Genomic DNA, 24,944 nt, shown 5'->3' with positions numbered 1-24,944 from the left:
AGAACATGTTCTAATCCGGGGATGGACGACGCCTTCTCCCCGGCCCGGCTCGGCCCCGTCGGCCTGCGTAACCGGCTCATCAAAGCGGCGACCTTCGAGGGCCGGACGCCGGACGCGCTCGTGACCGACGACCTCATCGACTTCCACACCGGGTTCGCGCGCGGCGGCGTCGGCATGACGACGGTCGCCTACTGCGCGGTGGCGCCGGAGGGGCGCACAGAGCGTCGACAGCTCTGGATGCGGCCCGAGGCGGTCCCGGGCCTGCGCAGGCTCACGAACGCGGTGCACGCCGAGGGCGCCGCGGTGTCGGCGCAGCTCGGGCACGCCGGGCCCGTCGCCGACGGCGCCCAGCACCGCCGACCCGTGACCCCCAGCCGGATGATCAGCCCGCTGGCTCTGCGCCCGACCCTGCGACCGGACACCACCCACATCGGCGCGGTAGTCCGGGCGCACGCCGACGCCGCGCTGCTCGCGGAAGAGGCCGGCTTCGACGCCGTCGAGCTGCACTTCGGCCACAACTACCTGATCAGCGCGTTCCTCAGCCCGCTCCTGAACCGCCGCCGCGACGGCTACGGCGGCGATCTCGCCGGCCGTGCCCGGCTCGCCCGCGAAGTCGCCGAGGCGGTGCGCGGCGCGGTCGGCGGCAGGCTCGCCATCACCGCCAAACTCAACATGACCGACGGCGTGCCCGGCGGCCTGCGCCCTGACGACGCGCTGCGCACCGCACGATGGCTCGAGGCCGACGGCACGCTCGATGCGCTCGAGCTCACCGCCGGGAGCTCCCTGCTCAACCCGATGTACCTGTTCCACGGGACGCCGCCGCGCCGCGAATTCGCCGCCGCGTTCCCGAGCCCGGCGCTGCGAGCCGGGCTCCGGGCGGCCGGCCCCGTCTTCCTGCGCGAGTACCCGTACCGCCCCACCTACCTGCTCGCCCTCGCGCGGCGTTTCCGTGCCGCGCTGACGATGCCGCTCGTGCTGCTCGGCGGGATCGCCGAGCGGGCGGCGGTCGAGCGGGCGATGGCCGAGGGCTTCGAATTCGCCGCGATGGGCCGCGGCCTGCTCCGCACGCCCGACCTCGTCCGGCGCATGCAGGAGCGGCCCGACGAACCGGACCGCTGCACGCACTGCAACCTCTGCATGCCGACGATCTACACCCGCACCCGTTGCCCCGTCGCCGAGGCGGGATAAACCTCAGGCGATACCCGGCACCTCCGTCGCCGCGAAGTCGGCGAGCGCCTCGTGCACGATGTCGGGGATGTCTCCGGAGACGTTGACGGTGACCCCGAACTCGTCGGGATCCAGGGGCTCGAGGATCTCCAGCTGCGAGGCGAGCATGCCCGCCTTCATGAAGTGGCCGGCGCGGCTGCTCATGCGCTCCTGCAGCAGCTCCTCGTTGCCGGTGAGGAAGACGAAGTAGACGCTGGCGCCCGCCGCGCGGATCCGGTCCCGATACACCCGCTTGAGCGCGGAGCACGCCACGACGGTGGGCCGTCCCGCGATCATCTCGTCGCGCAGGTAGGCGCCGATGGTCGCGAGCCAGGGCCACCGGTCCTCGTCCGTCAGCGGATGGCCGGCGCTCATCTTGGCGCGATTGGCCTCGCTGTGGAAGTCGTCGCCGTCGGCGAAGCTCCGGCCCAGGCGGGCGGCCAGTTCGGCGCCCACCGTCGACTTCCCCGAGCCGGAGACTCCCATCACGCAGATCTGGATCGTGGCCACCCGTCGAGTAGATCACGAGCACCCGGAGACGGGCAGGCGAAGCCGTCGCATAATGGACCGCGGCCGGGAGCGGGGGTGGGTGACGATGTGGATCATCGGGGCGACGGTCGTCGCGACCATCGGACTGGTCGCCACCGAGATCCTCGCGCGAACGGCACTGCGCAGGCGTCTCGTCGTCCTGTCCTCGGGCGTCCTCGGCGCCTCCCCGGTGGTGACGCTCGATCGTCGTCGGCCGGTCCTGCTCCAGCTTGCGCAACGACGTCTCGCGGCAGTGACCCTCGACACGCGCACCGTCGACGCGGGGCCGCACGCGATCCTGCTCGACGGCCACGCCCGCGGTATCGCTCCCGTGCCCGACGGTCTGCGGTTGGCGGCCCTCGACGCCACCGCGACGCTCCGGCTCTCCTGGATCCGCCACGTCGTCGACGCCGCCCAGGCGGACGGCGCACCGGGCGGCATCACCATCCGTTCCGTCGCACTCCAGCCGAAGCGGAAGTCGCTGGTGATGACGGTGGGACTGCCCGTCGCCTTCGGTATCGGCGTGGACGTCCGGGTCGTCGTCGCGGTCGGCGTCGACGGCGGGCGGTTGACCTTCCGTGCCACTGATCTCTCGATGCCGATCAGCGTGGTCCCGGTCCCGATTCCCGTCGCCTGGGCGATCGACTCCTGGGTCAGGGACCTGCGTCCGAAGGTCGTCCCCTCCGCGCTCGACGCCCTCACCATCGCGGACGTGCGCTGGGAGAATCGGGCCGTGACGCTCGACCTCACGGCCGACGACGCGACGGTGCCCCTCCCGTCATGAGGGATGATGTCCGCATGTCCGACACGAAAGGCCCCATCTCCGCGGAGGATCTCGCCGCGTTCCACCGCGTGCTCGAGTCCGCCGCCCACCTCGACGACGGCGACCCGCAGTCCGTGGAGGTGCAGCGGGCGGTGGGCCACATGTTCAAGCTGCTCAAGCGTGAGCGCCGCAAGTCGGCCCGCGCCAAGGTGAAGGCGGCCGACCGCGACGTCCTCGAGCGCACCGCCACCGGCAACGCCGAGCGGATCGACGACGAGACCGCGGGGATCCTGCTGTCCACGCCCACCGCCGGCGACAGCGCGGGCGAGCTGCTGCGCCCGCAGAGCTGCTACATCTGCAAGCAGCCGTACACCCGGATCGACGCCTTCTACCACCAGCTGTGCCCGGAGTGCGCCGCGTTCAGCCACTCCAAGCGGGATGCGACCACCGACCTCTCCGGGCGCCGCGCACTCCTCACCGGCGGCCGCGCCAAGATCGGCATGTACATCGCCCTGCGGCTGCTGCGCGACGGCGCCGATCTCACGATCACGACCCGGTTCCCCACCGACGCCGCGCGCCGCTTCGCCGCGCTGGCCGACAGCGCCGAGTGGCTCGACCGCCTGCACATCGTGGGCATCGACCTGCGCGATCCGTCGCAGGTGAGCGCGATGGCCGACGCGGTCGCGGCCCGGGGGCCGCTCGACATCATCATCAACAACGCCGCGCAGACGGTGCGTCGCTCCCCCGGTGCCTACTCGGCCCTCGTCGACGCCGAGGCGGGCGACGTCCCGCCCGAGCTCGCGGGCCGCATCATCCGCTTCGGCCGGGCGAGCTCGGCGCACCCCGCAGCGCTGACCGAGGCGCTCGACGGTCACACCGGCGGGGTCTCGGGCGACCTCGCGGCCCTCGACCCCGCCGCGCTCACGGCGCTCGCGCTACGCGGCGGCTCCTCGTCGGCCGCGCGGATCGAGGACGGCACCGCAATCGACGCGGGCGGCCTGCTCCCCGACCTGGTCCACACCAACTCCTGGGTCCAGACCGTGGACGAGGTGGAGCCCCTCGAGCTGCTCGAGGTGCAGTTGTGCAACTCCGTGGCGCCGTTCATCCTGATCTCGAAGCTGCGGCCCGCGCTGGCCGCCTCGCCCGCGCGCCGCAAGTACGTCGTGAACGTCTCCGCCATGGAGGGCCAGTTCGGCCGTGGCTACAAGGGCCCGGGTCACCCGCACACCAACATGGCGAAGGCGGCGCTCAACATGCTCACGCGCACCTCGAGCCTGGAGATGCTGGAGCAGGACGGCATCCTCATGACCGCCGTCGACACCGGCTGGATCACCGACGAGCGTCCGCACCACACCAAGATGCGGCTGGCCGAGGAGGGCTTCCGCGCGCCGCTCGACCTGGTCGACGGTGCCGCCCGCGTCTACGACCCGATCGTGCAGGGCGAGGCCGGCGTCGACCTCTACGGCTGCTTCCTCAAGGACTACAAGCCCTCGCCCTGGTGAATACGGACCGACCCGGCCCGGACGACTCGGCGGAGACGTCGGTGGCGGGCGCTAGGGTCTAGTCCGTGGCGGAAACGAAGGTCCTGTTCGACTGCGACACGGGCGTCGACGACTCCCTGGCCCTGCTGTACCTGCTCAGCAAGCCCGAGGTAAACCTGCTCGGCATCGTCTCGACGGCCGGCAACGTGCCCGCGCCGCAGGTCGTGGAGAACAATCTCGGCTGGCTGGAGCTGCTGGGCCGCAACGACATCGAGGTCTTCCCCGGTTCGGACGCGCCGCTGTCCACGCCGCTGATGACGACCGAGGAGACGCACGGGCCGTTCGGCGTCGGCTACGCCGAGCTCCCGACGCCGGCTCGCGGACCGTCGGAGATCCCCGGAGCGCAGGCCTGGTCGGACCTGACGCGGGCGCATCCGGGCGAGGTGGTCGCGCTGGTGACGGGACCGTGCACCAATCTCGCGCTGGCCCTGCGCGACGACCCCGGCATCCTGGCCCGGCTGCGGCGGCTGGTCATCATGGGCGGTGTCTTCTGGCACCCCGGCAACACGACGCCGACGTCCGAGTGGAACGTCGCCGTGGATCCGGAGTCGCTGTGGGAGGTGCTCCGCGCCTACGGCGAACTCGACGGGACCGGCACCCCCCTGCCGATCCTGTGCCCGCTGGACCTCACCGAGACCATCGAACTCACGCCCGACCACATCGTCCGGCTCGCCGACGCCGCCGGGTCGAGCCCGGCGGAGGTGCTCGACCCCGAGGACCCCGACGGGACGCGGTCGGCCGCGAGCGATCCCGTGGTCCGGGCGGCCTCGGACGCGGTCCGGTTCTACTTCGAGTTCCACCGCGATCACGATCTGGGCTTCATCGCGCACATGCACGATCCGTTCGCCGCGGCCGTCGCGCTGGATCCGAGCATCGTGGAGACCCGGGCTCACCCCGTGGACGTGGAGCTCACCGGCTCCCTCACCCGCGGCACGACGATCGCCGACGTGCACGGCGCGTGGAACCGGCCGGACACGGCGCGGATCGCCGTCGCCACCGACCAGGCCGCCTTCTTCGACGACCTGCTCGACTCGATCGCGGGGCTGGCCCGTGGCCGCGGCTGAGGGGCAGATCGCGGCGTTCCTCGACGTCGCCGCGGAGACCCTGGACACCATCGATCGCGTACTCGACGACCTGGACGACGCCACGGTCAACGCCGTGCCGGACGCGCCCGGTGTCAATTCGGTCTACGCGCTCATCACGCACGTCGGCGGGGCGCTGGGCTACTGGGGCGGCTCGCTCATGGCGGGCGAGACCATCCCCCGTGACCGTTCCGCGGAGTTCCGCGCGACCGGCACCGTCGACGAGGCCCGCGCGATCACCGCGCGGCTGCGCGCGGATCTGCCGCGCTGGGCCGCCGTGGCGGCCACCGGGATCCGCAATCCCGCGGCGACCGGTACCACCCGGCGCAACGCCGCCGAGGCGACACCCGAATGGGTGCTCACCCACATGCTGCGCGAGCTGACCCAACACACCGGCCACATGGAGATCTGTCGCGACCTCGTGAGGAACGGCGCGCCCCGCGTGCAGAATTGACCGCATGCTGATTCCGAAGGCGATCGCCGAGGGCGTCCGCGACGGTCGTGTGAGCACGCAGTACCGGCGATGGGACACCCCGCGGGTGAAGGTCGGCGGCACGCAGCTGACGCCGGCCGGGCTGCTCCGGTTCACCCGGGTGACGCGAGTGCCCGACGTCGAGCGCATCAGCGACCGGGCGGCACGGGCCGCGGGCGTCAAGGACGCCGCGGCGCTGCGCAAGCTCCTCGCTCCCCGGGACCCCGATGCTCCCCGCCGCGAGCGGTCGGCCCGCGGCGGCGAGCACGTCTACCGCATCCATCTGGAGTGGGCGGGCGAGGACCCGCGGCTCGCCCTGCGCGAGGAACTGCCCGGCGCGGCCGAGCTCGCGGCGATCGCGAAGCGCCTGGCGCGGCTCGACGCCCGGGAATCCGGTCCGTGGACGCGCGAGATCCTCACCTGGATCCGCGACCATCCGCGCGTGGTCTCCAAGGAACTCGCCGCCGAGCGCGGGGTCGAACTGCTGCCGATGAAGGCCGACATCCGCAAGCTCAAGGGCATGGGCCTGACGATCAGCCACGACGTCGGTTACGAACTCTCGCCCCGCGGCGCCGCCTACCTGAGCTGGCTGCAGGCGTAGGCGGCACCGCCCGCGATCACGCCGGCTGCTCCTCGCCCGCCTTCTCCGCGGCGGTCTCCGCCGTCGACTTCGCCCAGCGGTAGTCGGCCTTGCCCGCCGGGGTGCGCTTGACCTGATCCACGAAGACGATGGTGCGGGGCACCTTGTAGCCCGCGAGCTCGCTCCGCGCGAAGGTCTGCACGTCCTCGACGGACGGCCGGTCCTTGCCCTCCGCCACCGAGATCACCGCTGCGACGCGCTGCCCGTACCGGGCGTCGGGCACCGGCACGACGAGGGCGTCCGAGATCGCCGGATGGCCGTGCAGCGTGGCCTCGACCTCCTCGGCGTAGACCTTCTCGCCGCCCGTGTTGATGCACTGGCTGCCGCGGCCGAGGAAGACGATGCCGCCGTCCTCCGCCGGGTAGCCCATGTCGCCGAGCACGGAGATCCGGCGACCGTCCGCGAGCGTCGGGAACGTGCGCGCCGACTTCTCGGGGTCGTTGTAGTAGCCGAGCGGCACGTTCCCGACGCGCGCGATGTAACCGACCTCGCCGGGCGTGGTGATCTGCTGGAAGGATTCGTCGACCACCATCATCTTCTCGGTGGGCGGCGCGTGCAGGTTGCCGTTCTCGTCGAGGGTCATCACGCCGTCATTGCCGGACTCCGAGGCCCCGAAGTTGTCCCGCAGGATCAGCTCGGGCTTGATCGCGGCCATCCGGTCGCGCACGTGCTTGGACCAGATCGCGCCGCCCGAGGTGATCGAGAACAGCGAGGAGAAGTCGGCGGTGTCCTTCTGCTTCTCCATCTCCTCGACCAGCGGGATGCCCATGGCGTCGCCCACGATGAGGATGGTCTGCGTCTGGTCGCGCTGGATGTTGCGCACGATCTCGGCGGCTTTGAAGTCGCGCTCGAGGATCACCCGCGAGCCGAGGACGAAGAAGGTGAACAGCGAGTACGCCGCCGCGCCGTGCATGAGCGGCGCCGCGATGAGGAAGGCGAGCGGCGGGAAGTCCTTCGCGCCCTGCCCCACTTCGTCGAGGTTCTGGCGCGGCTCGCCGCCGTAGGGCACGCCGGCCGAGAGCGGCTTGCGGAAGAAGTCGTCGTGCTGCCAGACGACACCCTTCGGGTAGCCCGTGGTGCCGCCCGTGTAGATGATGTAGTGCTCCTCGCCAGTCCGCTTCTCGAAGTCGCGAGCGGTGGACTGGGCGGCGGCATCCGCGAAGGGCACGAGCGCGACGTCGGGTGCGCCGTCGACCGCGGTGGCGAGCTCCGGCTCGACCGGACCGACCACGAAGACCGTGCGCAGGTCGGGGAGCTTGCCGATGAGGCCCGCGAGGGTGCGCTGGTGCTCGGGCATCTCCACGACGATGCCGCGCGCATCGGAGTTGGTGAAGATGTACTCGAGTTCGGGGCCCGTGTACCGATAGTTGACGTTCACCGGGACCGCCCGGATCTTGATGAGCGCGACCAACGACTGCACGTGCTCGACGCTGTTCTTGAGGAAGAGCGCCACGTGGTCGAACGCGCCGATCCCCTGGGCCGCGAACAGGTGGGCCACCTGATTCGCCTGCTCATCCATCTCTGCGTACGAGGTCTGATCCCCCTCGTAGCTGAGAACGATCCGTTCGGGAACCGCGTCGACGACCGCCTCGAAGATGTCGGCGAGGTTGAACTTCATGCGCACTCCTGTTCCTGACCTGCGAACCCGTTCAGCTCGGCAGAACGTGTTCTAGTTGTAACAGGTTCTAGCGCATCGCGGGGCGGAATCGGGCACGAAACGCGCGGAGGACTCTCAGCCGCGTTCCCCGCGCGCCACCACCGCCACCACCGAGCGCGCCTGCGCGACGACCGCCGCCAGGTTCGCTCGATACTGCGCCGATTCCACGACACCGCGGTCCGCGGGCAGACCGTCGAGCACCGGCGTGTGCAGGTGACCGCCGGGAACGGGGGCGGCCAGCCGGTCGCGCACGAGCGTGACGCGGTAGCCGATCTCGTTCGAGAGGTAGTCGCCGCCCGCGCCCTGCCGCGCGAGAGCGCCGGCCGGTGGTTCCGCGGTGGTCGTGGTCGAGGGCAGCGGCGGCAGGCCGCAGGCCGTCGAGACCGCCGGGTTCGTCCCGGTGGTGTAAGCGATCTCGGGGTTGCGGACCACCGGATAGCGGCCTCGGGCGGCCGTGGTGACCGCGGCCATCGGCAGTGTGCTGCGGGTCCACTGCGGCGCGTCCCCGGCGACCGGCGCCTCGCCACGGAAGCACGCCGCCTCATTGTCCACCGCGCCGCCGCGCCACACCCCGTTGATCGCCTCCAGGTCGAACTTCCCGGGCCTGCCCTGGCTGATCGTCGTGAAGCCCACCGCGCGCGACGGCCCGGGCCGCAGGAAGGGGGTCACGGCCCGCTCCACCATCCCCGCGCCGAAATCCCTCCAGCGCACCGGGAAGGTCATCGCGACCACGGTCACGGGGCCGCTCGGGGTGTCGATCAGGGTGCCGTCGAGGGCGAGCGCGATCGCACCGGACGGATTGCCCTGCCGGATGTCCCGCGTGAGGCGGAACGGATCGAACCCGGTGACGAGCACCGTCCGGCCCGTCGGCGCGCGGCGCTGGCCGCGCGAGACCTCGTCGATCGTGGTCACCATCCCGGTGCGCTGCGCGTCGGGGACGGCGAAGCCGGGCCGCCACTCGCGCACGGCACGGATCATGGCGAGCCGCGTCCAGTACAGCGGGCGGTCGTCGGCCGTGAAGCCGTCGGCGCCGCTCTGCACGCGCTGCACGGCCGCGCGCCACAGGTCCCGAGACGACCGCTCCGCAGCCCGTTCCGCCTCCGCGACGGTGCGCGCCCCCGCCAGCGCCCGGGACAGGTCGCGCGGATACCGCTCGAATCCCGCGGAGGCGACCAGGCGACCGGGAACCTCGCCCGTACCGAGGCGCTCTTCCGACGTGGACACCGTCGACGGTCCTTCGCCGACGGCGGGAGCTGCGAACAGGAGCCCGGCGGCGACGGCTCCGACGGCGGACAGGGAGATCGCATGCGCGAGACGACGTGCCATTCGTCGAACCTAGGCCACCGCGGCACGCGTTCCGGCCGGAATACGTTCACGACGCGGCGAACCCTCGTCAGTGGATCGTTCGCAGACCACAGTTGTCGGCCATGACCACCTCGCTGACCGCCCCCACGTCCGACGCCGAACTCGACGCGACCCTCGGCCCCGTCTACGCCCGGATCGCCGAGGGGGCCGTCGCCCGCGAGCGCGACCGCGAACTCGTGCACGAGCCGATCGCGCAGCTCAAGGCCGCGGGTTTCACCGCGCTGCGCGTGCCTCGGGAGCTCGGGGGCGGCGGCGTCTCGCTCCGGCAGTTCTTCCGCCAGCTCATCAACCTCGCCGCCGCCGACTCGAACATCCCGCAGGCCCTGCGCGTGCACGTCAACTTCGTCGAGGACCAGCGGCTCGCTAACACCCCCGCCGGCGACGCCTGGCTCCGTGCGGTGGTCGACGGGACCATCGTCGGCAACGCGATCACCGAGCCGGGCGCCGGTTCCGTGGGCGGCTACGCGACGAAGCTGACCGCGGACTCCGACGGCGTCTACCGCCTCAACGGCACCAAGTTCTACTCCACCGGCACGCTGTACGCCGACCAGATCCTGGTCGCGGCGGACCTCGACGGCGAGCGGGTCGGCGTGCTCGTCGATGCGACCGCCGAGGGCGTGGAGAAGGTCGATGACTGGAACGGCTTCGGCCAGCGCCTCACGGCGAGCGGAACGACCGTCTTCACCGACGTGGCCGTGCCCGCGGACCGGCTCCTCGGCGCCGGCTACGGCGCTCCGGGAGCCACCTACGCCACCTCGTACCTGCAGCTCGTGCAGCTCGCCGGGCTCGCCGGTATCGCGCAGCGGGCCACCGACGACACCGTGGCCTGGGTGCGGGCGCGGACCCGGACGTTCTCGCACGCGGCCGCCGACCTGCAGCGCGACGATCCGCTGGTGCAGCAGGTGATCGGCCGGCTCTCCAGCGCCGCATGGTCCGCGAAGCAGTCCGTGATCGCCGTCGCCGACGTGCTCGATCAGACCCTGGCGGACCGACGGGTCCACGAGGACCTGCTGCCGGAGGCCGAGCTGGCCGCCGCGCACGCCCAGCTCGCCGTCATCGACACCGTGCTGAAGGCCACCAGCGACCTGTTCGAGGTCGGCGGCGCGTCCATCGTCGACGCCGACCTGCGGCTGGACCGGCACTGGCGCAACGCCCGCACCCTCGCGGTGCACAACCCCGCCATCCAGAAGGCCCGCGCGATCGGCGACCTGCTGCTCAACGGCGCCGACCTGCCCTACGCGTGGAACGCCGGTTCCCGCACCGAGATCGCCAAGTAACCACACCACCGAAAGGCACGACCATGACCCAGGCACGCATCGCCATCATCGGCGCCGGAGTGGTGGGAGCCACCGCCGCGCTCGTCCTCGCCCGCGCCGGGCACCCGGTCGATCTGTACAGCGACCGCACCGCCCAGCAGCTCCGCGACGAGGTGCCCGCCACCGGCACCGCCGTGCTGTTCGGGCACTCACGCGACGTCGACCACACGCTCGTCGAGGAGCTCTACCCCGAGGCGCCCGTCTCGACCGGCATGAACACCCGCCTCAACACGGGCGAGCCCGGGGCGCTGGAGCAGGTGCTCGCCTTCGACCCCGACTTCACCTACACCGCCGCCGGCATCGACGTCCGCCTGCGGGCGTACGACCGGATCCGGCTGTTCGAGCAGGCCGGCGGTTCCTTCCACGTCGAGACGGTGACGCCGGAGAACCTCGACGCGATCGCCGCCGCGCACGACCTCACGCTCGTCTCCACCGGCAAGGGCGGCCTCTCGGGGCTGTTCCCGGTCGACGAGTCGCGCACCGTCTACCGATCACCGCAGCGCCACCTGCTGGCGGCGGCCTTCACCGGCCTCGGCCACGGCGAGGACGTGTTCACCTCCCGGGGACACGGAGCCGGCAAGCACAACGTCTTCAACCTGCACACCGACCAGGGCGAGATCTGGATCGGCCCGTACTGGCACAAGGACGCGGGAGCGACGTGGAGCGTGCTGGGCTTCGCCAAGCCCGACGGTGACTGGGTCCGGCGGTTCGGCGAGGTGACGGACGCACAGAGCGCGCTCGAGGTCGTGACCAGCATCTACCGGGACTACTTCCCCGACGACCTCCCGGACATCGAGAAGCTCCGCGTGATCGAGGAGGACTCGAAGTCGTGGCTCCGCGGCGCCGTCACCCCGACGGTGCGCCAGGGCGTCGGCTACACCCGCGGCGGCCGCCCGGTACTCGCGCTGGGCGACTCCGCGATCGCCTTCGACCCCATCGCCGGCCAGGGCGCCCAGACCGGCCTCATCCAGGTCGCGGCGTTGGTCAAGGCCATCGAGGTACGCGGCTCCGACTTCACCGCGGAATGGATCGGCGACCAGTTCGACCGGCATTGGGAGGAGCGCGGCCACGCCGCGGCGGAGGTGACCCGCCTGTTCCTCGGCGATCCCGATTACGCCTTCGCCGCGGGACTGCTGTTCGCGGGCGCGGTCGCCGACGACGCCGTCGGAGCCGCGCTGTTCGGTCTGCTGTCCGAGCCGGCGCCGATCCTCGACTTCCGGTCCGAGGCGGACGTCGAGCGGTTCATCGCCGACGCGAAGGCGGCCCTCGCACGAGCCTGATTCCGGCGGCCCGTCGAACAGATAGCTCTGCGAACGGACCGGGGAGCGAGTAGCGTCCCGCGGAATGGACATCCTGCGGACGAAACCCCTGGCCAGGATCAAGGCCGACGGGGCCGCCGAGGGCGGACTGCGGCGCGATCTGCGGCTGTTCGACCTCATCGGCTTCGGCGTCGGCATCGTGATCGGGACCGGCATCTTCACCCTGACCGGCGTGCAGGCCAAGGTGAACGCCGGTCCCGGCATCGCGCTCTCGTTCATCGTGGCCGGCGTGGTCAGCCTGTTCGCCGCCCTCTGCTACGCGGAACTGGCCTCGGCGGTGCCCACGGCCGGGAGCGCCTACACGTACGCCTACGCCACGATCGGCGAGGTCTTCGCGTGGATCATCGGCTGGGACCTGCTCCTGGAGTTCGGGCTCGGTGCGGCCGTCGTCTCCCGCAGCTGGTCCGGCTACCTGGCCGACCTGTTCGGGCTGCCGCCGCAGTGGTTCACCGAGGAGGCGCCGGTCAACGTCGGCGCGATTCTGGTGATCGTGATCCTCGGCGTGATCGCGACCGTCGGGATCCGAGAATCGGCGCGGGTGACCAACGTCCTCGTCCTGGTGAAGGTCGCGATCTCCGTCTTCGTCGTCATCGTCGGCGCCTTCTTCATCACCCGCTCCAATCTCGTTCCCTTCATCCCCGACTCGGTGCCGGCCCAATCCGGCGGCAACGCGCTGGACCGCCCGCTGATCGAGACCTTCCTGGGCGGCGCGCCGTCGCACTTCGGTGTCGCCGGGATCCTCACCGCTGCCGCGGTCGTCTTCTTCGCCTACACCGGTTTCGAAGCGGTCGCCAACCTCGGCGAGGAGGCCCGCAAGCCCGAGCGCGACATGCCGCGCGCGCTGATCGGCACGCTCCTCGCCTGCACCCTGCTGTACGTCCTGGTGTCGGTCGTCCTCACCGGCATGGTCAAGTACACCGACATCGACTCGAGCGCGCCGCTCTCCAAGGCATTCGACGTGGTCGGCGCGTCCTGGGCGGGCGATCTGGTGGCGATCGCCGCGGTGGCCGGACTGACCTCGGTGATCCTCGTCGAATTGGTGACGATGGGCCGTATCGGCTTCGCCATGGGCCGCGACGGTCTGATCCCGCCCTCCGTCGCGAAGGTCTCGCCGCGCTTCGGCACTCCGACCCGACTGACTGTGATCATCGTGATCGTCTGCGCCCTGATGGGCGGCTTCATCCCGATCGAGGCGCTCTCGGAGATGGTGAGCATCGGGGCGCTCTTCGCCTTCCTCCTGGTCTCCCTGGCGGTGCCGATCCTGCGGCGCACCAAGCCGGATCTCAAGCGCCCGTTCAGGGTTCCCTTCTCCCCCGTGATCCCGGTCCTGTCGGGCCTGGCCTGTGTCTACCTGATGCTGAACCTCGCCGTCGCGACCTGGCTGCGCTTCCTCGTCTGGTTCGCGCTGGGTGTCGCGATCTATCTGTTCTACGGTCGACGCCACTCCGTGTTGGGCAAGGAGGCGGCCGTGGCAGACTCTGGCGGGTGACGGTGCGCATCGGTCTGGTCGGAGCGGGTCCCTGGGCGCGGGAGACCCACGCTCCGGCGCTCACCGCGCATCCCGGCGTCGAGTTCGTCGGCGGCTGGGCCCGCGACCCCGCTGCCGCCGCCGAGGTCTTCCCGCGCAGTTTCGACTCGCCCGCCGCGCTGTTCGACGCCGTGGACGCGGTCGCCTTCGCCGTCCCGCCGAACGTGCAGGCGCCCCTCGCCGAACAGGCGGCACGGGCGGGCAAGCACGTCGTCCTGGACAAGCCGATCGCGCTCGACCTCGCCGGGGCCACAGCCCTCGCCGACGCCGTCGCCGCGGCCGGCGTGCGCTCCATCGTCGCCTTCACCCGACGGTTCGCCCCCGAGACCCGGGAGTTCGTCCGCGCCGCCGCAGCGCTGCGCCCGATCGCCGCCGAGGCGCAGTGGCTCTCCGGCGCCGCGCTGTCCGGGAAGTTCGCCGCCTCCACCTGGCGGCAGGAACAGGGCGCCCTGTTCGACGTCGGGCCGCACGTCCTCGATCTCCTCGACGCGGTGGCTGGCCCGATCACCGGGGTCGACGCCGCATGCTACGACGCCGCCAGCGACACCTGGACCGCGCAACTCACCCATGCAGGCGGGGCCGCCTCCTCCGTCTCGCTCTCCCTGCGGACGCCGGTGCTGCCGACCGTGCTGCGCGTGTGCGCGCACTCCGGGGACGGCCTCGCCGTTCTCGAAAGCCGCGAGACGCCGTCGACGGAGTGCTTCCGCGTCCTCCTCGACGAATTCCTCGACGTGATCGCCACGGGCGGCGATCACCCCCTCGACGTGCGCCACGGGCTGCACGTCCAGCGGATCATCGACCTGATCCGGGCCGCGGCCGGCCCGACGCGCCGATGAGAGTCCCACCCCCGGATCCGCCGGGCGGGTCCATCGTCGGCGACATCGCGCGCTGGTTCATCGAACGCTCCCGCGACGCCTTCTTCGTCCACGACGAGGCCGGGCGGATCGTCGTCATGAACGAAGCCGCCTGCTCGAGCACCGGCTACACCCGGGCGGAGCTCCTGCGCATGAACGCCCTCGACATCGCGCAGGTCACCGTCGACGAGGCACGGCGCAACTGGGACCTCGCGCTGGACGGCACGACGCTGGTCATCCCCGCCATGCACCGCCGGAAGGACGGCAGCACGTTCCCCGTGGAGACGCACCTGTACTTCCACGAGATCGACGGCCGTCGCTACGTCGCCGGCCTGGCGCGCGACATCTCCGAGCGGGTGGCCTCGGTGCGAGCCATGAGTGAGGCGCAGCGGCGGCTCCAGGAGCGCGTCGAAGAATCCGCCAGTCACTCGGAGCGCGTCTCCGACCTGCTGCAGGCGGTGATCGACGCCGCCCCCGACCTCGTCTACATCAAGGACCACCGCGGGCGCTACCAGTACATCAACGGAGCGGTGGCTGAGCTCGCCGGGATATCGCGCGGCCTCGCGATCGGCGCCGACGACACGGTCGTCTTCCCCGCGATCGCACACGTGTTGATGCAGACCGACCGCGAGATCATGGAGTCCGGTATCGGTCGCGACGTCGAAGAGTACCCGGAGGTCGGCGGTGAGCGCCGGATCTACCTGTCCAACAAGGCCCCGTACCGGAACGCCGCCGGCGAGATCGTCGGCATCATCGGCATCTCGCGCGACGTCACCGCGGAACGTCGGGACCAGGCCCTCCTGCGCCGCGCCGAACAACGCTGGCAGTTCGCCATCGACGGTGCGGGCGACGGCATGTGGGACTGGGACGTCTCCACGAACGAGATGTTCTACTCGCAGCGCTGGAAGTCGATGCTCGGCTACGACGCCGAGGACATCGGCTCCTCGGTCTCCGACTGGTCCGACCGCGTCCATCCCGACGACTACTCGGCGAGCTGGAACAGCATCCAGCGGATCGTCCGTGGCGAGGCCGAGGAGTTCTCCTTCGAGCACCGCATGCGGACCAAGGACGGCGGATGGCGCTGGATCCAGTCCCGCGGCCGCTCCATGGAGGCCGGCCCCGACGGCCTGCCCACGCGACTCATCGGCACGCACACCGACGTCACCGACCGCCGGCTCGCCGAGTCCGAGATCCGCGAGCTCAACCGACGGCTCCTATGGCGGGCCGACCACGACGACCTGACCGGGCTCCTCGGTCGCGCGGGCTTCATCGAACGCGCCACCGAGGTCGTAGCACTCCGGCGCGACGACGGCGCCGACCTCGCCGTGCTGTGGATCGACCTCGACTCGTTCAAGCGGATCAACGACTCGCTCGGCCACAAGGTGGGCGATCACGTGCTGCAGGTCGTGGCGCGACGGCTCCAGGTCGCGAGCCTCCCCACCGATCTCGTCGCGCGGCTGGGCGGCGACGAGTTCGTCGTCCTGCGCCCGCGCGTCGATGCGGCGCGGAACACCCCCGACTGGGCCGAGCGCGTCCGGGGCGCGATGGCACAACCCGTGGAGATCGACGGTCTGCAACTGACGGTCACCTGCTCGATCGGGCTGGTCGAATCGGGTGCGGCCGACGACGGCATCACGCAATTGCTGATCGACGGCGACCTCGCGCTGCTGCAGGCCAAACGCGACGGGCGCAACCGCATCGTGCAGCACTCCGCCGGTCTGCGTGCGCCGCAGCAGGAGCGGGTCGCGCTCGCCACCCACATCCGGTCGATGGTCGACCGCGGGGAGGTGATCGTGCGCTATCAGCCGGTCGTGGACCTGACGTCCGGGGCGATGGTGGGTGCCGAGGCACTGGCCCGGATGACGGGCCCCGACGGCGACGAACTGGCTCCTGCCGGCTTCCTCCCGCATCTGGAGGCGCTCGGCATGCTCCCCGCCCTGGCGCGCATCGTGCTCGATCGCGCCTGCAGGGACTTCGCCGCGGCTCCGGGCCTCGGCTGGGTGTCGGTCAACCTCGCTTCGGAGGACCTCGCGGACCCGCAGCTGCCGCACGTGGTCGAGAGCGCCCTCGCCCGTACCGGATTGGCCCCGGAGCGGCTCATCCTCGAGATCAACGAGCGAGTCGTCCCCGAGCGGCACGTCCTCGCCGCCACCCACCGACTCATCGAGCTCGGCGTCCGGATCGCCCTGGACGACTTCGGCACCGGTTGGTCGAGCCTCGCGCAACTGCGCGACCTGAACCTGGCTCTGGTCAAGATCGACCGATCCGTGGTCACGGCGTCGGTCGGGCAGGCCGACCCGCAGCTCGAGGCCATGCTGGACGCCGCGGTCGCCATGGCCCGGGCGCTCGACCTCGACGTGATCGCCGAGGGCATCGAGTGCCCTGCGGAGTCGACGGCGCTGGCCGCCGCCGGCGCCCACTACGCGCAGGGCTTCCTGTGGTCGCAGCCGGTCGACATCGACCTGCTGCCGCAGTGGGCTCACGGGGGCACCGCGGGCGCGTGAGGGCCACGGCCGACCGGCCCGACCGGCCGCCGTCCGGCGCTACCCTGGGGTCATGACGCACCCCGCCGACGACGCGCAGAATCCGAGCCCCGAGCCGACGCCGGCCGCGTCGGAGCCGATCGACGCGGAGATCGTCGACATCGTGCCGACGGGACCGGTGGCACCGTCGTACGAGGACGTCACCGGTTACACGGCTGCGGGCGTGCCCACCTTCGATCACATCCGCGACAAGATCGAGCGGCGCACCACCACAGCTCTCGGCGCCGAGGAACTCGCCCACGGCACCACGGCCGGACAGGACGCCGAGCGCGCCTTCGCGGAGCGGGAGAAGGCCGCCAAGGCGAAGCTCGAGGAGATCCGGCGCTCGATGGGTTCGTGAGTCGTCAGGCCAGTCGGTCGACGATGCGCAGTGCGTTGCCGCGGTCGATCGCGGCCGCCGCGTCGGGGTCGAGGTCCGATTCCTCGTCGAGGATCCGCGTGAACCGCGTCCCCACCGCCGGCGGCGCGTACGGGAAGTCGCTGCCGTAGAGGATGCGTGACGGGTCGGCGAACTCGCGGAGCGCGGCGAAGGCGTACCGCCCCGAGGACAGGGCGGTGTCCCAGTAGAACGTCCGGAACGCCGCGAGCAGCTCGTCGGACGAGCGCCCCGCGGGATCGAGCGCCGCCTGCAGCTCGCAGAATCGGAGCGCCGCGTAGGGCACGAAGCCGCCCGCGTGCGACAGGATGATCCGGATGTTCGGGAAGCGGTCCGTGATGCCGTGGAGCACCATGTGGACGGCGTTGCGGGTGGTGTCGAAGGGGTAGTCGACCAGCGGTCCGGGCATGTCCGGCAGGAGCGGGAGCTGCGCGTGCGCGGGGTGGATGAAGACCACGGCGCGGTGTCGGTCCAGCGTCTCCCACAGCGGCGTGTACGCCGGGTCGCCGAGGTAGACCCCGTCGTAGTTGGAGAGGAGCACGACGCCGTCGGCGGCCAGCTCGGTGAGCGCGTACTCGGCCTCCGCGACGGCATCGTCGACGTCGGGCAGCGGCACCGTCGCGAACGCGCCGAACCGGTCGGGGCGGCGGCGCACCAGGTCCGCGGCGTATTCGTTCACGCGCCGCGCCATGTCCCGGCGCTCGGACCCCCGCCAGCCGACGACGCTCGGCGCGGTCAGCGACACTACGCTCGTGGCGATGTCGTTGTCGTCCATGAAGGACAGGTGCGCGTCCTCCGACCACCGGGGCAGCGCCCAGCCGGACGGATCGCCGCCGTGATCGGCGAGAGCGTCGCCCCAGAACGGAGGAACGAGGTGGGTGTGAACGTCGATGCGGTCCCTATCGGTCATGACTCCACCCTGCGCCCGTGTCCCCGCGAGCGGCAGGGGAGGAAATCCCTCCCCCTCCCGGTAGCGGCGGCTACGTACTGATGGCGCGGGATCAGCGTCTGGTGACGCTCGGCGCCTTCGTTCGAGCGCGACGCGACGCGGCGAACCCGCCCGCGACCGACGAACGCCGTCAGGTCTCCGGGTTGCGCCGGGAGGAGGTCGCGGCGCAGGCCTTCATCAGCGACGACTACTACCGCCGCATCGAGCAGGGCCGGATCGTGCCGAGCGCCGACGTGCTGCGCCGCATCGGTGAAGTTCTCGGGTTCGGCGACGACGAGACCCGCTACGCGGAATCACTCCTGTCCGAAGCGGATCACCCGGAGCGCCCGGTGGCGGGCGCACCGAGCGCGGCGCTGCGCAGCCTCGTCGACCAACTCGGCGAGGTACCCGCGCTCGTCATCGGACCGGGAACCGCGATCCTCGCCTGGAACGACGCAGCGGCCGAGCTCCTGGTGGACTTCGCCGCCATCCCCGCCGCCCGTCGCCGGTACGTGGAGCTGCTGTTCACCGACGACGACTTCCAGAGCCGGTTCGCTGACCTCGACGCGATGCGCCGCACGGTGGTCGGGATCGTGCGGGCGAGCGCACCGTCGGGCCAACCGGACAGCGCCTGGATCGACGACCTGGAGCGCGCGGACGAGCGGTTCCGCGAGCTGTGGCGGCGGCACGCCGTGACCCAGCCGCACGACCATCTGCGCGTGCGGCTGCGCACCGAGGACGGCGCGAGCACCGAGTACGACCAGGTGGTGCTGCAGGTGGTCGACGAGCCGACCCAGCGGGTGCTGCTGTTCGCCCGGCGCTCCCCCTAGGGCGCGCCGGGCGCCGGGTCAGGCCAGGCCGCCCGCGAGATACTCGGCGTAGGCGGGCAGGTCCAGCTGTCCGTGGCCGGAGAGGCCGATGACCAGCACCTCATCGGAGTGCTCGCGCGCGTAGTCCGCCGCGGCGGCGATGGCGTGCGTCGACTCGGGGGCCGGCACGATGCCCTGCGACCGCGCGAACAGCACGCCCGCGGCGAAGGCGTCGTTCTGCTCGATCGCGACGCCCTCGACGAGCCCCAGCTCGACGGTGTGGCTCAGCGCCGGCGACATACCGTGGTAGCGCAGGCCACCGGCGTGGATCGGGTCCGGGACGAAGTCCATGCCGAGCGTGTGCATCTTGAGCAGCGGCGTGAGGCCGGCGACGTCGCCGTGGTCGTAGCGGTACTCGCCCTTCGTGATCGACGGGCAGGCCTTCGGCTCGGCGGCGACGATCCGCGGGTCCTGACGGCCGTGGATCTTCTCCCGCAGGAACGGGAAGGCGAGGCCGGCGAGGTTGGAGCCGCCGCCCGCGCAGCCGAAGACCACGTCGGCGCCCTGCTCGTGCAGGTTCAGCTGCTCGACGGCCTCGAGGCCGATCACCGACTGGTGCAGTACCACGTGGTTGAGCACGCTGCCCAGGGCGTAGCGGGCGTCGGGGTCCTGCGCCGCGACCTCGACGGCCTCGGAGACGGCCATGCCGAGGCTGCCCGTGGTGTCCGGGTCCTTCGCCAGCATGGCGCGGCCCGCCTCCGTGAGGTCGGACGGGCTCGGGTGGACGGTGCCACCGTAGGTGCGCATCAGGTGGCCGCGGTAGGGCTTGGAATCGTACGAGGCGCGGACCTGCCACACCTCGACGTCGATGCCGAACTGGGCGCCGGCGAAGGAGAGTGCGCTGCCCCACTGCCCCGCGCCGGTTTCGGTGGTCAGCTTCGTCACGCCGTCGACGGCGTTGTAGTAGGCCTGCGCGACGGCCGAGTTCGTCTTGTGCGAGCCGACGGGGCTGACGCCCTCGTACTTGACGTAGATCCGGCACGAGGTGCCGAGCGCCTCCTCGAACTTCCGCGCCCGGATCAGGGGCGAGGGCCGCCACATCGACAGGATCTCGCGGACCGGCTCGGGGATCTCGTGGTAGGCCTCGGTCGACGCCTCCTGAGCGATCAGACCCGACGCGAAGAGGGGCGCGAGGTCCTCGGGCTGCACGGGCTCCTTGGTGCCGGGATGCAGGTGCGGCGGGATGGGCGTCTCCAGTTCCGCGGCCAGGTTGTACCAGTGCGTGGGAACCTCGACGGTCGTGATGTCCTGGTGCGCCGCGGCGTCCGAGAGTGTCATGGCTCACAGCGTAGATCGCCCGGTTTCGGCGACTTTCCCACAGGTCCGTCTTACGGTCGCCACCTATCCTGGGCGACGTGCGAGGACGGAGGGCCGGACGGTGAACCCGCTGCGGAATCTGCAGCTCACGGCGGGTCCGGTGCCGCTCCTGCTCCTGCTGGCCGGGGCGGCGGCCCTGGCCGGGTTGATCAGCGCGACGCGCCGCAGCGGATCCACCCGGACCGTGCTCGCCTGCATCGGCGCCGCCCTGACGACGACGGCGCTCGTCGACTTCCTCGTCGAGTTCGTCTGGAGGCCTTTCCCCGATCGGCTCGATCCCCTGGTGCTCCTGTGGATCGGCCTCGCGGTCCTCGCGGTGCTGCTCGCGGGCGTGCGCGTGGTCCGGTCCCCGTCGTGGCGGTCCGCGGGGCTCAGTGCCACGGCGGTCGCCGTGGTCGCGCTGATGGGTGCGGGGCAGGTCAATTCGCTCTACGCGGCGTATCCGTCGGTCGAGGATCTGCTGCCCGTCGACTATCCGGCGACGGTGCCGCGCCCCGACCCGGGGACCGAGGCCGTGCGCGGTGTCGTGGTCCGGGCGACGGTGCCGCCGGCCCGCTCGCGGTTCGCCGCTCGGCAGGCACTGATCTACCTCCCGCCCGCGTACCTGTCCGGCGCCCGTGAGCGCCTGCCGGTCCTCATGCTGTTGCCCGGCCAGCCGGGCTCGCCGCGGGACTGGTTCTCGGGCGGGAAGCTCGCGCGGACCATGGACACCTACGCGGCCCGTCGGGGCGGGGTCGCCCCGGTCGTGGTGGTGCCCGACGCCACGGGCGGCCAGTTCGAGAACCCGCTGTGCGCCGACAGCCGGAGCAAGCGCGCCGCGACCTATCTCGCCGAGGACGTCCCCGCGTGGGTGCGACAGAATCTGTCGGTCGATCCCATGCCGCGGGCCTGGGCCGTGGGCGGCTACTCCTACGGAGGCACGTGCGCGCTGCAACTCGCCACCCGCTTCCCCGAGGTCTTCCGCACCTTCCTGGCTCTGTCGCCCGACGCCGAGCCGGACCTGGGCGGCGGACGCGAGGAGACGATCCGGGACGCCTTCGCCGGCGATCGGGGCGCGTACGCGCGGGCGGATCCGATCACGCAGCTGTCGCTGCGCCGGTTCCCCGACAGCGCGGGCGTGCTCGTCGCCGGTACCGACGACGCCGCGTCGACCGCGGCCGCGAAGCGGGTCGCCGTCGCTGCGGCAGGGGCCGGGATGACCGTGCGCACCCGCTGGATCCGGGGCGGGCACGACTTCGCGGTGTGGTCGGGCGGGCTGACGGCGGAACTCGACTGGCTCGGCGGCCGCCTGGGCCTGCCGGGCTAGGTGCGGATCAGCGCGCCCGCGGCGAAGTCCCCGGCGTGCGCGAAGGCCGCGAGCACCACGTCCTCCCCTGCCTCGATCCGGCCGTCCGCGCGGGCGGTGGCGAAGGTGTGCGGGACGCCGACGGCGAACAGGTTGCCGCACTCGTCGAAGGTGTCGGGATGCCGCTCGGGCGGGAGTTCCAGCGCCTCGCGCCAGTTCCGCAGGAAGGTGCGATTCGGCTGGTTGGTGACGAGATGACCGACGTCGGGTCCGCGCAGCCCGCCCGCCGCCGCGGCCGCGAGGGCGACCTCCGGTACCAACCGGTTGCCGCGGGCGAGGACCTTCGCGATCTTGGCCTCGGTGAAGCCGACGTGCAGCTGCCCCTCCCCGGCCTCCCAGTACTTGCGCGGCGGATCGACCGCCGCGGTCATGTCGCCCGCGTACTCGCTGTGCTGCGCGCACACGACCTCGCGGACCTCCAGGCCCCCGGCCTGCGGGTCGGCGACCACGAGGGCCGCCGCGGCACCGTCGCCCGGGATGGCCGCCTGGGGCAGGTTCCGGACCCGCTCCTGGGTGAAGACGTTCCCGGCGGCGTTGGTGGCGGTGAGCAGCAGCGCCGACCGAGCGGTGCCCGCGGTGAACATGGTGCGCGCGAGGTGCAGCATGAGCAGGAAGGCGGCGCAGCCGCCGTTGTGGATGTCGAGGACCAGCGAGGGCCGGGTGCCGAGGCGGCGCACGACGTCGCCGCCGCAGCCCACGACGGGCAGGTCCGGCAGCTGGGAGTGGCTGAGGACGACGTCGGCTTGCAGGGCCTCGTCGCCCACCTGCGCCCGCAGCCGGTCGATCGCCGCGCACATCAGGTCGACGTTGGACTCCCCCGCCGCGGCGTGGTGCCGATACGCGGGGGGCGCGAACATCGGGTTCGAGGTGAGCGTGCGGCTGTCGGCATCGGCGTACTCGCGGAAGTAGTCGGCGGAGACGCGGTTCTCGGGCAGGTACGACGCGAGCCCGACGATCCGGGGGTTCACCGGTCCATCCATTCGGGCCGGACCGGTTCGCCGTGCGCGTGCCGGTGCTCCGCGATGGCTTTGAGGTTCTCGAGCTCCATCTGGTGGCCGGCGCCGAAGGTGTCCCACAGGTCGCCGACCCACACGGGACGGTCGGGCGGCGCCGTCTCGGGGTACGGGTTCTCGTCGTAGAACGGGTGGTGGCAGTTGACCCACAGCACTACCGATCCGGGTCGGTTCAGCACCGTCTGCGCATCGACGATCCGCATGAGGTAGATCATCCAGAGGTGCTTGCCCTGGTCCCAGGCGCAGTGGTAATCGACGGTGCGGGCATCGGGATGCGCGACGGTGCGCGTGTAGATCTCGGTGTCGGCGCCCAGCATGTCGCGAGCCACCCAGAGCCCCGGCTCTTCGGTCTCGCGGAAACCGCGCAGGCTGTAGGTCCATTCCTCCAAGGAGCGGGTGTCGGAGAGCCAGTCGTAGAGCTCGTCGGGCGGTGCATTCACGTAGGACTGCACGGGACAGAAGTCGCCGTAGATCTGCTCGTGCGGGTACACCGACCGCATGCGGTCCACGAGGATCGGCTGCGCCACCGGGCGGGGGTGGCTCTCGATACGGATGGTTCCCTCGATGTCGATCGCCGGGATCATGAATGCTCCTTCGCGGTGTCGGGCAGCAGCGCTGCGAACGGGGGTATCTCCGCGGGGTCGGTACCGATCTCCAGGCACGACGGTCCGCCGGACGAGCGGGCCAGCAGTTCGGCGGCGGCGGAGCGCGCACCGTCGGGCGTGGCGGCGGAGCGGACGGGCAGCGTCGGGAACATGGCGTCCAGGCCCTCCGCGATCGTGCTGGGCCGGAAGCGGTTGATGCTGGGCAGGTCGGGGAAGAACCGGCCCTCGCGGACCACGCACATGCCGTGCGCGTCGTTGTTGAGCACCACGAGCAGGACCGGTGCGCGAGCCTCGATCGCGGTGTGGATCTCCATACCGTGCATGAAGAAGGCGCCGTCGCCGGCCAGGATCACGGTCGGGCGCCCGGTGGCGATCGCGGCTCCGATCCCGGCCGCGATCCCGTGCCCCATTCCGCCCATGCCGAGAGCGACCAGGAAGCGCTCGCCCGTGCCGATGGGGAGCCGGTGCACCGCAGCCGCCCCGGCGTTGCCGGCATCCGCGAAGACCAGCGCGTCGCGCGGGATCACGCCGGCCAGCGCATCCACCGCGTCCGCACAGGTCATCACCCCGGAGCCGCTCCGGGGCACGACGATCGGCTCGGGCGCGGCCCGGGTCCACGGCTTCCGCCGGCAGGGGCCGGCTTCCGTGGCGAGCGCCCGGGTGTACGCGGCAAGGTCCCGCACGGGCTCGTGCGCGGTCACCTCGCGCAGGGGCGGTTCCGCACCCACATGCACCGTGCACGTGACGTCGATCGTCGCGTCCAGGCCGGTGCGGTCCATGAGGTCGAGTTCGGTGCCCAGCGCCAGGATGAGGTCGGCCTCGGCGGCCGCGCGCACCACCGACGGGTGCCCCATCACCCCGGCGACGCCGACGACCCCGCGCGGAGGCGCGGCGTCGCGACCGTTGGGGCCCACGGCGATCACCGCTCCGGTCGCGGCGGCGAGATCCGCCACCGGGCCGGCCAGGCGCGCTCGTGACGCGGCTTCACCGAGCAGGATCAGAGGCCGGCGGGAGGCCCGGAGAGTGCGGATCACCTCGTCCGACGGCGCCGGCGCGGGCTGCCGGACGGGCGTACGGGCCGGCAGCGCGGGGCATTCGGCGACCTGCACGTCCTTGGGCAGCAGCAGCGCCGCGGGCAGGCCCCGCTCGAGGCAGTCGAGCGCCCCGTCGAGCGCGGGGCGCAGGTCCTCGGGCCCGGAGACCTTCGCCGCGAAGCCCGTGACGCCGCGCAGCACGCCGAGGAGGTCCACGGTGCGCGGCGGGGCGCACATGTCCTGGAAGGCGCCGCGTCCCTCGGCCCCGGTCGGCGGACTGCCGATCAGCGCCAGGATCGGCACCCGCGACTGGTGGGCCTCGGCGAGTGCGGGGACGCAGTTCATGGCCGCGCCGCCCGAGGTCGCGATGAGGCAGGCGGGCCGCCCGGTCATCCGGGTGGCCCCGTCGGCCATCGCCCCCGCGCCGAACTCGTGCTTGGCGATCGTCACCGCCGTCCGACGGTGCGCGGGCCGCCGCAACAGCGCCGCGAACAGATCCTCGGAGTTGGCACCGTGGATACCGTATGCGTGGCGAAAACCATACGCATACAAAGCATTTGCAATGCGGTCCGCGACCTTTGAAGGCACAAACCACACAGTAGGCCGGTGTGACGGGCTTCACAACAGAGCAGGCGAACGCCGT

Annotated in this window: 22 protein-coding genes; 14 read left to right on the top strand and 8 right to left on the bottom strand. The window is 71.8% G+C overall.

Annotation, left to right across the window (positions count from 1 at the left end):
* Positions 1 to 21 precede the first annotated feature (21 nt).
* Positions 22 to 1,188 (top strand): NADH:flavin oxidoreductase, encoded by a 1,167-nt coding sequence (locus FK530_RS14235; RefSeq protein WP_146487696.1) that lies wholly within the window; start codon positions 22 to 24, stop codon positions 1,186 to 1,188.
* A 3-nt stretch (positions 1,189 to 1,191) separates the two neighbouring features.
* Here the strand turns inward: FK530_RS14235 and FK530_RS14230 are convergent, their stop codons facing one another.
* The gene (locus FK530_RS14230) at positions 1,192 to 1,716 is read right to left on the bottom strand and encodes a gluconokinase (protein ID WP_146487695.1); all 525 of its coding nucleotides are present in this window, start codon (positions 1,714 to 1,716) and stop codon (positions 1,192 to 1,194) included.
* A 79-nt stretch (positions 1,717 to 1,795) separates the two neighbouring features.
* Between FK530_RS14230 and FK530_RS14225 the strand changes: the two genes are divergently transcribed.
* The 5 genes from FK530_RS14225 to FK530_RS14205 all read left to right on the top strand — a co-directional run bounded on the left by FK530_RS14225 (position 1,796) and on the right by FK530_RS14205 (position 6,193).
* Positions 1,796 to 2,518 (top strand): hypothetical protein, encoded by a 723-nt coding sequence (locus tag FK530_RS14225; RefSeq protein ID WP_146487694.1) that lies wholly within the window; start codon positions 1,796 to 1,798, stop codon positions 2,516 to 2,518.
* 14 nt (positions 2,519 to 2,532) lie between these two features.
* Positions 2,533 to 3,999, top strand: coding sequence for an SDR family NAD(P)-dependent oxidoreductase (locus FK530_RS14220; protein ID WP_146487693.1), 1,467 nt, complete (start codon positions 2,533 to 2,535; stop codon positions 3,997 to 3,999).
* A 65-nt stretch (positions 4,000 to 4,064) separates the two neighbouring features.
* On the top strand, positions 4,065 to 5,102 hold the full coding sequence (locus tag FK530_RS14215; RefSeq protein WP_146487692.1) for a nucleoside hydrolase: 1,038 nt from the start codon (positions 4,065 to 4,067) through the stop codon (positions 5,100 to 5,102).
* Positions 5,089 to 5,574: a DinB family protein gene (locus FK530_RS14210; RefSeq protein WP_146487691.1), complete on the top strand. Its 486-nt coding sequence runs from the start codon at positions 5,089 to 5,091 to the stop codon at positions 5,572 to 5,574. The genes FK530_RS14215 and FK530_RS14210 overlap by 14 nt, the downstream gene beginning before the upstream one ends.
* A 4-nt stretch (positions 5,575 to 5,578) precedes the next feature.
* On the top strand, positions 5,579 to 6,193 hold the full coding sequence (locus FK530_RS14205; protein ID WP_146487690.1) for an ASCH domain-containing protein: 615 nt from the start codon (positions 5,579 to 5,581) through the stop codon (positions 6,191 to 6,193).
* A 16-nt stretch (positions 6,194 to 6,209) separates the two neighbouring features.
* Here the strand turns inward: FK530_RS14205 and FK530_RS14200 are convergent, their stop codons facing one another.
* Together FK530_RS14200 and FK530_RS14195 are read right to left on the bottom strand one after the other, a co-directional pair.
* On the bottom strand, positions 6,210 to 7,850 hold the full coding sequence (locus FK530_RS14200) for an AMP-binding protein (protein ID WP_146487689.1): 1,641 nt from the start codon (positions 7,848 to 7,850) through the stop codon (positions 6,210 to 6,212).
* A gap of 114 nt (positions 7,851 to 7,964) precedes the next feature.
* Positions 7,965 to 9,215: a PA0049 C-terminal domain-containing protein gene (locus FK530_RS14195; RefSeq protein ID WP_146487688.1), complete on the bottom strand. Its 1,251-nt coding sequence runs from the start codon at positions 9,213 to 9,215 to the stop codon at positions 7,965 to 7,967.
* Between the two features lie 101 nt (positions 9,216 to 9,316).
* Between FK530_RS14195 and FK530_RS14190 the strand changes: the two genes are divergently transcribed.
* From FK530_RS14190 to FK530_RS14165, 6 genes are all read left to right on the top strand, one after another.
* Positions 9,317 to 10,531 (top strand): acyl-CoA dehydrogenase family protein, encoded by a 1,215-nt coding sequence (locus FK530_RS14190; RefSeq protein WP_146487687.1) that lies wholly within the window; start codon positions 9,317 to 9,319, stop codon positions 10,529 to 10,531.
* Between the two features lie 23 nt (positions 10,532 to 10,554).
* The gene (locus FK530_RS14185) at positions 10,555 to 11,850 is read left to right on the top strand and encodes a styrene monooxygenase/indole monooxygenase family protein (RefSeq protein ID WP_146487686.1); all 1,296 of its coding nucleotides are present in this window, start codon (positions 10,555 to 10,557) and stop codon (positions 11,848 to 11,850) included.
* Positions 11,851 to 11,914: 64 nt separating this feature from the next.
* The gene (locus FK530_RS14180; RefSeq protein WP_146487685.1) at positions 11,915 to 13,378 is read left to right on the top strand and encodes an amino acid permease; all 1,464 of its coding nucleotides are present in this window, start codon (positions 11,915 to 11,917) and stop codon (positions 13,376 to 13,378) included.
* Complete coding sequence (locus FK530_RS14175; protein ID WP_231706636.1) at positions 13,375 to 14,253, top strand: Gfo/Idh/MocA family protein; 879 nt, start codon at positions 13,375 to 13,377, stop codon at positions 14,251 to 14,253. Before FK530_RS14180 ends, FK530_RS14175 begins: the two co-directional genes overlap by 4 nt.
* Positions 14,250 to 16,775, top strand: coding sequence for a sensor domain-containing protein (locus FK530_RS14170; RefSeq protein ID WP_146487684.1), 2,526 nt, complete (start codon positions 14,250 to 14,252; stop codon positions 16,773 to 16,775). The genes FK530_RS14175 and FK530_RS14170 overlap by 4 nt, the downstream gene beginning before the upstream one ends.
* Before the next feature lie 52 nt (positions 16,776 to 16,827).
* A complete protein-coding gene (locus FK530_RS14165; RefSeq protein WP_146487683.1) occupies positions 16,828 to 17,154 on the top strand; it encodes a PspA/IM30 family protein in 327 nt (108 codons plus the stop codon).
* A 4-nt stretch (positions 17,155 to 17,158) separates the two neighbouring features.
* Here the strand turns inward: FK530_RS14165 and FK530_RS14160 are convergent, their stop codons facing one another.
* On the bottom strand, positions 17,159 to 18,100 hold the full coding sequence (locus tag FK530_RS14160; protein ID WP_146487682.1) for an amidohydrolase family protein: 942 nt from the start codon (positions 18,098 to 18,100) through the stop codon (positions 17,159 to 17,161).
* 80 nt (positions 18,101 to 18,180) lie between these two features.
* On the opposite strand from FK530_RS14160, the gene FK530_RS14155 reads away from it, so the two are divergent.
* Entirely contained in the window at positions 18,181 to 18,948 is a 768-nt protein-coding gene (locus tag FK530_RS14155; protein WP_146487681.1) for a helix-turn-helix domain-containing protein, read from the top strand.
* 18 nt (positions 18,949 to 18,966) lie between these two features.
* Here the strand turns inward: FK530_RS14155 and FK530_RS14150 are convergent, their stop codons facing one another.
* Positions 18,967 to 20,265 (bottom strand): TrpB-like pyridoxal phosphate-dependent enzyme, encoded by a 1,299-nt coding sequence (locus FK530_RS14150; RefSeq protein ID WP_146487680.1) that lies wholly within the window; start codon positions 20,263 to 20,265, stop codon positions 18,967 to 18,969.
* A gap of 100 nt (positions 20,266 to 20,365) precedes the next feature.
* Between FK530_RS14150 and FK530_RS14145 the strand changes: the two genes are divergently transcribed.
* Positions 20,366 to 21,610 (top strand): alpha/beta hydrolase, encoded by a 1,245-nt coding sequence (locus FK530_RS14145; protein ID WP_158645102.1) that lies wholly within the window; start codon positions 20,366 to 20,368, stop codon positions 21,608 to 21,610.
* Here the strand turns inward: FK530_RS14145 and FK530_RS14140 are convergent.
* Genes FK530_RS14140 through FK530_RS14130 form a run of 3 tightly spaced genes read right to left on the bottom strand, consistent with a single transcriptional unit; the run spans position 21,607 to position 24,889 of the window.
* The gene (locus FK530_RS14140) at positions 21,607 to 22,617 is read right to left on the bottom strand and encodes a 3-oxoacyl-ACP synthase III family protein (protein WP_146487678.1); all 1,011 of its coding nucleotides are present in this window, start codon (positions 22,615 to 22,617) and stop codon (positions 21,607 to 21,609) included. The genes FK530_RS14145 and FK530_RS14140 overlap by 4 nt on opposite strands.
* Positions 22,614 to 23,246, bottom strand: a complete 633-nt coding sequence (locus tag FK530_RS14135; RefSeq protein WP_146487677.1) for an SRPBCC family protein — start codon at positions 23,244 to 23,246, stop codon at positions 22,614 to 22,616. Before FK530_RS14135 ends, FK530_RS14140 begins: the two co-directional genes overlap by 4 nt.
* Positions 23,243 to 24,889, bottom strand: coding sequence for a thiamine pyrophosphate-binding protein (locus FK530_RS14130; RefSeq protein WP_146487676.1), 1,647 nt, complete (start codon positions 24,887 to 24,889; stop codon positions 23,243 to 23,245). The genes FK530_RS14135 and FK530_RS14130 overlap by 4 nt, the downstream gene beginning before the upstream one ends.
* Positions 24,890 to 24,944 lie beyond the last annotated feature (55 nt).

The sequence above is a fragment of the Tsukamurella conjunctivitidis genome (assembly GCF_007858475.1).
Classification (GTDB): domain Bacteria; phylum Actinomycetota; class Actinomycetes; order Mycobacteriales; family Mycobacteriaceae; genus Tsukamurella; species Tsukamurella conjunctivitidis.
This window is presented reverse-complemented; position numbering and strand designations above follow the sequence as displayed.

Excerpts from the sequence above, each read along its gene's own strand:
- FK530_RS14235 (WP_146487696.1), top strand. The coding sequence starts at position 22 with ATGGACGACGCCTTCTCCCCGGCCCGGCTCGGCCCCGTCGGCCTGCGT.
- FK530_RS14220 (WP_146487693.1), top strand. The coding sequence starts at position 2,533 with ATGTCCGACACGAAAGGCCCCATCTCCGCGGAGGATCTCGCCGCGTTC.
- FK530_RS14205 (WP_146487690.1), top strand. The coding sequence starts at position 5,579 with ATGCTGATTCCGAAGGCGATCGCCGAGGGCGTCCGCGACGGTCGTGTG.
- FK530_RS14200 (WP_146487689.1), bottom strand. The coding sequence starts at position 7,850 with ATGAAGTTCAACCTCGCCGACATCTTCGAGGCGGTCGTCGACGCGGTT.
- FK530_RS14195 (WP_146487688.1), bottom strand. The coding sequence starts at position 9,215 with ATGGCACGTCGTCTCGCGCATGCGATCTCCCTGTCCGCCGTCGGAGCC.
- FK530_RS14190 (WP_146487687.1), top strand. The coding sequence starts at position 9,317 with ATGACCACCTCGCTGACCGCCCCCACGTCCGACGCCGAACTCGACGCG.
- FK530_RS14185 (WP_146487686.1), top strand. The coding sequence starts at position 10,555 with ATGACCCAGGCACGCATCGCCATCATCGGCGCCGGAGTGGTGGGAGCC.
- FK530_RS14180 (WP_146487685.1), top strand. The coding sequence starts at position 11,915 with ATGGACATCCTGCGGACGAAACCCCTGGCCAGGATCAAGGCCGACGGG.
- FK530_RS14170 (WP_146487684.1), top strand. The coding sequence starts at position 14,250 with ATGAGAGTCCCACCCCCGGATCCGCCGGGCGGGTCCATCGTCGGCGAC.
- FK530_RS14165 (WP_146487683.1), top strand. The coding sequence starts at position 16,828 with ATGACGCACCCCGCCGACGACGCGCAGAATCCGAGCCCCGAGCCGACG.
- FK530_RS14160 (WP_146487682.1), bottom strand. The coding sequence starts at position 18,100 with ATGACCGATAGGGACCGCATCGACGTTCACACCCACCTCGTTCCTCCG.
- FK530_RS14155 (WP_146487681.1), top strand. The coding sequence starts at position 18,181 with ATGGCGCGGGATCAGCGTCTGGTGACGCTCGGCGCCTTCGTTCGAGCG.
- FK530_RS14150 (WP_146487680.1), bottom strand. The coding sequence starts at position 20,265 with ATGACACTCTCGGACGCCGCGGCGCACCAGGACATCACGACCGTCGAG.
- FK530_RS14135 (WP_146487677.1), bottom strand. The coding sequence starts at position 23,246 with ATGATCCCGGCGATCGACATCGAGGGAACCATCCGTATCGAGAGCCAC.